The sequence below is a fragment of the Pseudokineococcus marinus genome (assembly GCF_013004605.1).
GTDB classification, from domain to species: Bacteria; Actinomycetota; Actinomycetes; order Actinomycetales; family Quadrisphaeraceae; genus Pseudokineococcus; species Pseudokineococcus marinus.
Window position 1 is genome coordinate 1 of sequence record NZ_JABEMA010000127.1, and the last position, 8,723, is coordinate 8,723.

Consider the following 8,723-nt stretch of genomic DNA (forward strand, 5'->3'; position numbering starts at 1 on the left):
GGGCGCCCCCCGTGGCCCCGCCCCGCGAGGGCGGGGAGCGCACGCCCGCTGCGGCGGACCTGCTCGCGGCCCTGCGACCGCACGAGGACGTGCTGTGGTCGTCCGCCCGCGGCACCGCCCTCGCGCGCGGGACGGCCGAGCGGCTCGACCTGCCGTGGACGGTCGACCTGCCGGGCGCCGTCGCCGACCGGCTCCGCGCTGTCGCGGCCTCGCGCGCGGGAGAGGCGGTGGTCGTCGGGGCGCTCCCCTTCCGCACCGGTGAGCCGGCGGCGCTGGTGAGGCCCGAGCGGCTGCTGCGGGCCCCTGGGCGGCTCGGCCCGGCGGCCGCGGGCGGCGCCGCGCCGGTGGTCGTCGCCGAGGAGCCGTCCCCGGCGGAGGACGTGTACCGCGACTCCGTCCGCACCGCCCTCGACCTGCTCGGAGCAGGGGACCTCGAGAAGGTCGTGCTGGCGCGGGCGCTCGACGTGACGGCGCGCGAGGACGTCGACGTCCGGGCGCTCGTCGCCGCGCTCGCCCGCCCCGACGACGACGCCCGCGTGTTCTCCGTGCCCCTGGCGGCGGACGCCGGCGGGGTGACGTCCACGGCCTCGGGCGTGGTCGGGCGTCCGCCGGTGCTCGTGGGCGCGAGCCCGGAGCTGCTCGTGTCCCTGACCGCCGGGCGCGTCCTCGCGACCCCGCTCGCCGGCTCGACGACCCGCGCGGCCGACCCCGAGGAGGACGCGGCGCGCGCCCGGGCCCTGCTGGCCTCGGACAAGGACCGCCGCGAGCACGCGCTCGTCGTCGAGGCCATGGTGCGGGCTCTGCGGCCGTGGTGCGCCGACCTCGTCGTCCCGGAGGCTCCCGAGCTGGTGGCCACGCCGACGGTCTGGCACCTGGCGACCCGGCTCGAAGGGCGCACGGCCGACCCCTCGACGACCTCGCTGCACCTCGCGCGCGCCCTGCACCCCACGCCCGCCGTCGGCGGGACGCCGTCCGGCCCGGCCCGGGCGGCGATCGACCGGCTGGAGCCCGTCGACCGCGGCTTCTACGCGGGCGCCGTGGGCTGGACCGACGCCTCGGGCGACGGCGAGTGGGCCGTCACCATCCGCTGCGGCGTCGTCCAGGGGCGCTCGGTGCGGCTGCACGCGGGCGCGGGCATCGTCCGCGGCTCCGACCCCGACGCCGAGCTGGCGGAGACGACGGCCAAGCTCGCCCTCCTCCGCTCCGCGCTCGGGGCCTGACGCCCGCAGCCGGCCTCGCGGACCGGGCGGGTCGTCAGTAGGGCGGGAGGCTCCCCTCGCCCCACCCGCCTCCTCCGCCCGTGGCGCCGCTCGGGTCGTCGCCGGGAAGAGCAGGCACCGGGCCGCCGCCCTCGAGCTCACGCTGCTGGCGGGCGAGCTCGGCGTGGAGGCGGTCGAGGTCCTGGGCGGCGGAGTCGCGGGTGGGGTAGCGCGCGGCGCCCAGGAGCCCCTCTTCCAGCGCGGCTGCGGCCGCGGCATCAGCCCTCATCGCGGCGCGGACGGCGTCAGTGATGGGCGGTGCGGGGCGCGGCAGCAGCGGTCGGGCGGGCACGTGGACGACCTGCCCGAGCGGGGTGGTCCAGGTGAGCCCCGGGTCTGTGGGGTCGTCGGAGGTCGGAACGGCGGTCCATCCGAAGTGGTGCTTGGCCAGGTGGTGACGCCGGCAGAGGACGTCGAGGTTGCACGGGCAGGTCGGCCCACCGGTGGCGTGGGAGACGCGGTGGTCGAGGTCGCAGCGGGTCGCGGGCATGCGACAGCCGGGGGCCTGGCAGCGGGGTGAGCGGGTGCGCACCCAGCGGGCGCAGGCGTCGGTTGGCGCGTACGGGCCGGGCCCTCCGGTCGCGGTCGCGTAGGAGCAGGCGGACCGTCGGGCGGCGCGGCGCAGCGAGGCGTGCAGCGAGGCTGAGGAGCCCGTCACCGGCCCGGGCGGGGAAGGCGGCGGCGCTGCGGCTGCGGCAGTCATGTCAGGTGCCGGTGCTGTCGGTGGCGACGGCGGGCGGTCGTCGGGGGTGTCGACGCGCACGGTGACGGCTTCCCTGCGGCCGCGGCGCGCTGGTGCGGCCCGGGTGCCCTTCCCCGACGGACCGGACAGCGGCGCGGCCATGGTGGTGGGGTCGAGGGTCAGGAGGTGGCCGTCGAGGCCGACGAGGTGGCCGGTGAGCGGTGCGGTCAGGGCGCGGCGGAAGCGGTGCCCGGCGGCGAGGAGCTCGGCGACGGCGAGCGCGGGGACGGGTCCGAGGGTGGGGTGCTGGGCGGGGTCGTCGTCGAGGCCGAGGAGGCTGGACAGGGCCACGGTGACCTGCGGGCCGTGCGGGCTGCGCGCCCGCGCCACCCTCGTGGTCGTGGCGGCCGGACCCTCCCCTGCGCTGGTGCTGGCGTCCGCGCGGGTGGCAGCACCGGCGCCAGCACTGGTGGGCAGGTCGGTGGTCGTGAGGTCGGTGGTGGTGGCGAGGTCGACGAGGGCGTCGAAGCGGCGGGCGTCGATGCCTCGCCGGTCGGGCAACCCGGCCGCGGCGGCATCGCTGAGGGCGTCCAGGCCGGCGGACGTCGCCGCGTGCGGGTCGGTCCTGCCGTGCTCCCCGGCCCGGGCCCGGGCCTGCGTGGTCAACCGCTCGAAGACGCACGCCAGGTCCAGCACCGGGCCCGTCGCGACCAGCTGGGCCATCCCGTCCGCGACCGGGAACAGGCGCACCCCGCGGGCGCACGTCGCCCGCCGCACCCGCCGGCGCACCGCCTCGGGGTCGATCGTGGCGACCAGGTGCCGCACCCGCGCCCGCAGCGCCGGGACCGTCAACGAGCTCAGGTCGCCGGCCAGGGCCGCATCCACCGCCGCCGCGTGAGGAGCCGAGAGGGCGACGGTCTCGTCGGCGACCAGCCGGGAGCGCTGAGGGTCGATGCGCCCGGCCTCCAACGCGGCCAGCGTCACCGGCAGCCGGGTCGTGACCGCGAGGGCCTCGGCGACCACCTCCTGCGCCCGCCGCAGCGGCACGACCAGCGCGACCGCCAGCTCCGCCGCCGCGGCCTCGAACGCCACACCCGCATCCCGCCCCGACCCCGCCCCCGGACTGGAGGTCTCCGCCAGCGTCACCACACCGACCGCACCCGGCCGCCCGGCGCCGTCACCAGCGTCGGCCACCGGCGCCGCCGGCCCACCCGACGCGCCCAGCTCGTCCACCAGCGCGGCGACCTGCCGCAGCAGCCCCGCCCACGCCCTCGACCGCGCCACCTCCAGCGCGACGACCGCCTGCACCCGACCCAGAGTCCCGGCCCGCACCTCCGACCGCACCCGACCGACCTCGCCGACCAGCTCGACGACACCGCCGTCCTCGCCCGCGGCAGCACCGGTCACGTCAGGGGAGCCCGCACCCCGACCGGCGCGCGGCGAGGCCGACGGCGGGACGGCGTCGTCCCCCTCAGCCCCGCTCACGCCCATCTCGAACACGTGTACGAGGCTAGGGGCGGGGTCCGATGACGCCCCCACGACCCTGCGGCCTGTGGACGACGCCCCGCTCGACCGACCTGTGCGCGACCGCCGGACACCGGCGTCGCCGCGGCTCACGACGCCGGCCTCGCGCAGGAGTCGACCGGCGTCGCCGCCAGCCGTCTCGCCGACCGGAGACCGCAGACCTAAGACCGGAGACCGACCTCTCACGCGCGTCGCGCGCCGACCTCGCCGCCCCTGGCGCCGGCGGACCTCGTCCCCGCCCAGCGCAGCACGTCCACATCCCGGCCCAGTCCCCTGCGCAGGCGGCGCAGGTCTCGGCGCGTCGGGTCGACGACGTGGGGCACCCGCGCCCCGCGCAGCAGGGGCAGGTCGCGGGCGCTGTCGGAGTACGCGTGGTCCACGGGCAGCTCGACACCCGCCGCTCGCAGAGCGGTCACCTTGCCCGGCCCTCGGGCGTGCACGACGGGCGGCGGCGGTCGCCAGCGGTGGCGGACCAGCCGGGTCGCGACCACCTCCACCTCGCGCAGGCCCAGGGCGTCGCGCACGGCCAGCGCCAGCGGCTCCGCGCACCCGGTCGCGAGGACCACCCGGTCCCCGCGGCGCAGGTGCTCGCGCACGCGCGCCACCCCCGCGCCCGCGACCCGCCGCCCACCCGCGTGGACGGCGGCGACGCGCCGGACCTCGGCGGCGAAGGCTTCGTCGTCGAGGCCCAGCCCGGCGAGCCACACGAGCCCGCGCTCGGCCGCCGAGCGCGTCGGCGCCAGCAGCAGCCCGGGCCCCCACAGCGGCGCGGCGACGACGGCCACCAGCAGGCGCAACCGGTGGCGGGACAGCAGGTGGCGCAGGAGGGCGCCGAAGGCGTCACCCGCGACGAGCGTGCCGTCGAGGTCGACGACGACCGTCGCGCGCTCCCCACCACCGCTGCCGCGGTCGGGCGACGTCGGCGCGGAGGAGCCCATGCCGCCACCGTGGCAGGCGCTGACCCTCCCCGCTCGCCGCGCGCCACGACGACACCGGCCCGCTCGCGCCCCGGCGACGGCGGACGCCTGAGCCCCGGTGACGGCTCCGCTTGGACTCGATGACGGTTGCGCCTGAGCCACGGCGACGGCTGCGCCTGAGCCACGGCGACGGCTGCGCCTGGCCCCGACGACGGCGGCGCCCGAGTCCCGGTGACGGCCGGCGGTCCTCCACCGGCGACCTCGGACGGGCGCGCCCCGGCCCGGCGGACGAGGGCTCCCCGGTCGAGCGCACGACGGCACCGCGGGTCCGGCGGACGGACCGGCCTGCCGGGCGCGGCGGTGTCGGGCACGATCGGCAACGGCCCCCGGCGCCCCGCGCCGGCGGGCGCGACGCTCCCCCCGAGCGCCCTGACCCCGCCCCGGGCCGCTGCGGCGGCCCCGACCCCCTCCGGGAGACCGCATGGCCGGCACGACCGACACGACCTCGAGCACGGGCACCCCCGCGAAGCCGGACCCGGGCGGCCTCGCCGACGTCGGCGTCACCGGCCTCGCGGTGATGGGCCGCAACCTGGCCCGCAACATCGCCCGGCACGGTCACGCGGTGGCGGTGCACAACCGGACGGCGTCCCGCGTCGACGAGCTGGTGGCCGAGCACGGCGACGAGGGCGACTTCCGCCCGTCGCACTCGCTCGAGGACTTCGTGGCCTCCCTCGCCAAGCCGCGCCGCGTGATCATCATGGTGAAGGCCGGGAAGGCGACGGACGCCGTCATCGACGAGCTGGTGCCCCTCCTCGAGGAGGGCGACATCGTCGTCGACGCCGGCAACGCGCACTACGAGGACACCCGCCGCCGCGAGCACGACCTGCGCGAGCGCGGCCTGCACTTCGTCGGCACCGGCGTCTCCGGCGGCGAGGAGGGCGCCCTCGAGGGGCCGAGCATCATGCCCGGCGGCTCGCGCGAGTCCTACGAGGCCCTCGGGCCGATCCTCGAGGACATCGCGGTCGACGTCGACGGCACCCCGTGCTGCACCTACGTCGGCCCCGACGGCGCGGGCCACTTCGTCAAGATGGTCCACAACGGCATCGAGTACGCCGACATGCAGCTCATCGCCGAGGCCTACGACCTCCTGCGCCAGGGGCTCGACCTCTCCCCCGCCCAGCTCGCCGACGTCTTCGACGAGTGGAACGAGGGCGACCTCGAGTCCTTCCTCGTGGAGATCACCGCCCGGGTGCTGCGCCACGAGGACGCGAGCACGGGGAAGCCGTTCGTCGACGTCGTCGTCGACCAGGCCGAGCAGAAGGGCACCGGCCGCTGGACGGTGCAGTCCGCGCTCGACCTCGGCGTGCCCGTCACCGGCATCGCCGAGGCGGTCTTCGCGCGCGCCCTCTCCGGCGCCGCGGGCCAGCGGAAGGCGGTGCTGGACAGGGGCCTCGCCGGCCCCAGCGGCGGCCGCCTCGAGGGCGCCGACGCCGAGGGCTTCGTCGACGCCGTCCGCCAGGCGCTCTACGCCTCCAAGGTCGTGGCGTACGCGCAGGGGTTCGACCAGATCACCGCGGCCAGCCAGGAGTACGGCTGGGACATCGACCGCGGGATGATGGCGACGATCTGGCGCGGCGGCTGCATCATCCGCGCCCGCTTCCTCGACCGCATCAAGCAGGCCTACGACAAGGACCAGCACCTGGCCTCGCTGCTGCTCGACGACTACTTCGCCGAGGCCGTCGCCGACGCGCAGGACGCCTGGCGGCGCGTGGTGGCCACGGCGGTCCGGCTCGGCGTCCCCGCCCCCGGCTTCTCGAGCGCGCTGGCGTACTACGACGGCCTGCGCCGGGACCGCCTGCCGGCCGCCCTCGTCCAGGGGCTGCGCGACCTCTTCGGCGCCCACACCTACCGGCGCGTCGACGCCGAGGGCACCTACCACGTGCTGTGGTCGGAGGACGGCTCCGAGGAGCGGCAGGACACCCAGGACCAGGGCTCGCACAGCCCCCACTGACCCCGCCCGTCCGCGCGGGCCCGGCACCCTGGGGTGCCGGGCCCGCGTCGTCAGGGGACGGCGTCCGGGAGCGGCGCGGACGGCAGCGCCTGGAGCGGGACGGCGGGGGCCGGCACGGGGGCGCGCCCGCCCGTCGACCGGGTCGGCCGCGCCCCCGGCACCGGAGGCACCACGGGCAGGAGCCCCGCCATGTGCTCGGCCGCCAGCGCCGGGGAGAACAGGTGCCCCTGGCCGTAGCGGATGCCCAGGTCCACGAGCGCGCTGCGCTGCTCGGTCGTCTCGACGCCCTCGGCCAGGACGTCGAGGCGCAGCGCCCGCGCCATCGCCGCGATGCCGGCGAGGAGGTCGAGGTCCTCCTCGAGCGACGTCACGAGCGAGCGGTCGAGCTTGAGCAGGGACACGGGGAAGCGCTGCAGGTACCCCAGCGAGGTGTAGCCGGCCCCGAAGTCGTCGAGGCTGATGCGCACGCCCGCGTCCTGCAGCGCCCGCAGCTCGCGCACCACGGCCGCGGAGGCGGGCACCTGCTCGTGCTCGGTGATCTCCAGCCGCAGCAGGGACGCCGGCACCCCGTGCCGCCGCAGCTGCCGCTCGACCCGTGAGGCCAGGCGCCCCTCGACGAGGCTCGCCGGGGTGACGTTGACGCTGACCGGGACGGCGTCGAGCCCCCGGCCGCGCCAGTCGGCGAGCTGGCCCAGGGCGAGGTCGAGGACGTGGGCGTCGACGTCGACGTCGCGGCCCCCCTCGTGGGCGACGGGCAGGAAGTCGGCGGGCGGCAGCAGGCCCAGCAGCGGGTGGTGCCAGCGCACGAGCGCCTCGGAGCCGACGACCTCCCCGGTCTCGAGGAGCACCAGCGGCTGGTGGTGGACGACGAGCGACCCCACCCGGGCGGCCGGCGCGCCCTCGAGGACGAGCCGCAGGTCCTCCGCGAGGCGCTGGCGGCGCTGCACCTGCGTGCGCATGCGCGGCCGGTACGTCGTCACCCCGGCCTTGCCCGCCGCCTTCGTCTCGTAGAGCGCGATGTCGGCGCGCGTCAGCGCCTGCGGCAGCGAGGAGGGGGCGCGCACGTGGACGACGCCGACGCTCCCGCTGCCCCGCAGGTCGTGGCCGGCGACGGTGCGCGGGCGCTGCAGGGCCTCGACGAGGCGCCCGGGGGTCCCGTCGTGGAGCCGGCGGCGCTCGGCGTCGACGGCCCCGGACGCGGACGCGCCCGGCTCCAGCGGCTCCGGGGTGGCCGGCAGGAGGACGACGAACTCGTCGCCGCCCTGGCGCGCGACGACGGCGTCCGGGCCGGCCGCGCGGACGAGCGCCGCGGCGACGTCGCGCAGGAGCTCGTCCCCCACCTCGTGGCCGTGGGTGTCGTTGACGGCCTTGAAGTCGTCGAGGTCGACGAGGCACAGCAGGAGGCCGTCGGGTCCGCGGACCATGCGGCGGAAGGCGGCGTCGAGGCCGCGGCGGTTGCGCAGCCCCGTGAGGGCGTCGTGGTCGGCGGCGCGCTCGCTGGCCCGCAGGGCCACGACGCCGCGGAGCATGCCGAGGGCGGCCAGCAGGGCCCCGCCCCCGACCACCGCGCCGGCCGGGAGGGCGGCGCTGCCGGAGGTGCGGTCGAGCGCCCACAGCGCCGGGGCCACGACGACGAGGGGCACGAGGCCGAGGAGGCGCCCGGAGGCCGGTCGGCACGCGCGTGCGCCGGGTTCGAGCGCCCCGTCCATGGAAGGCAGGAGGGCGGCGCCGCCGAGCACGACGAGGCAGACGGCGCCGAGCACCTGCAGCAAGCCGCTCGGCGCGGCGGCGGCGGGGTGCACGGCCGCGCCGAGGTGGTACCCGACGCCCGTCAGGGCGCCGACGACGAGGAGGCGCGCCGAGGCGCCGAGCTCGGACCGCGAGAGGGCGAAGCGCAGGACCAGGGCGAGCAGGACGACGTCGAGGGCGGCCCCCGTGGCTCCCGAGCCGCTGGCCCCGTCCCGCAGGAGGCGCGCGACGAGGTCGGCCACCGCGAGCGCCACCACCGCGGCGAGCAGCAGGTGCTCGAGCAGGACGCCCGGGTCGCCCTCGCGGCGGCGCCGGCGCCGGCGCGGGAGGCCCCCGGCGACGAGGCGGACGACGACGCCCGCACCCACCACCTGGCCCACCACCACGGCGTCCTGCGGGAGGTCCCCGCCGGGATCGACCAGCGCGGCCGTGTGGCCGACGGCCCAGCACGTGAGCATGAGGCCGGTGGCGGCCCACGCACGGCGGTGCGGCGGCCGGTGGACAGCCACCCCGGCGAGCACGGCGGCCACCGCGGCCCAGGCCGCGGCGGCCAGGAGCCCGGGACGCACGCCGGGCGCCGC

General features: G+C 78.4%; 5 protein-coding genes. 2 read left to right on the forward strand and 3 right to left on the reverse strand.

The genetic code is table 11. The features are described 5' to 3' along the window. Positions 1-1,220 (forward strand): isochorismate synthase (locus tag HLB09_RS09595; RefSeq protein WP_212770840.1); only part of this gene is annotated, 1,220 nt, incomplete at its 5' end. A 34-nt stretch (positions 1,221-1,254) separates the two neighbouring features. On the opposite strand, the gene HLB09_RS09600 is transcribed toward HLB09_RS09595, so the two are convergent. Further along, positions 1,255-3,432 carry an HNH endonuclease signature motif containing protein gene (locus HLB09_RS09600; protein WP_246234976.1) on the reverse strand — a complete coding sequence of 726 codons (2,178 nt, stop codon included), beginning with the start codon at positions 3,430-3,432 and terminating at the stop codon, positions 1,255-1,257. A 215-nt stretch (positions 3,433-3,647) separates the two neighbouring features. Further along, positions 3,648-4,403, reverse strand: coding sequence for a haloacid dehalogenase-like hydrolase (locus HLB09_RS09605; RefSeq protein WP_171203162.1), 756 nt, complete (start codon positions 4,401-4,403; stop codon positions 3,648-3,650). Positions 4,404-4,959: 556 nt separating this feature from the next. On the opposite strand from HLB09_RS09605, the gene gndA reads away from it, so the two are divergent. Continuing rightward, on the forward strand, positions 4,960-6,393 hold the full coding sequence (gene gndA / locus HLB09_RS09610) for an NADP-dependent phosphogluconate dehydrogenase (RefSeq protein WP_409372994.1): 1,434 nt from the start codon (positions 4,960-4,962) through the stop codon (positions 6,391-6,393). 50 nt (positions 6,394-6,443) lie between these two features. Here the strand turns inward: gndA and HLB09_RS09615 are convergent. Next, a partial coding sequence (locus HLB09_RS09615; RefSeq protein ID WP_212770841.1) for a putative bifunctional diguanylate cyclase/phosphodiesterase occupies positions 6,444-8,723 on the reverse strand: 2,280 nt, incomplete at its 5' end.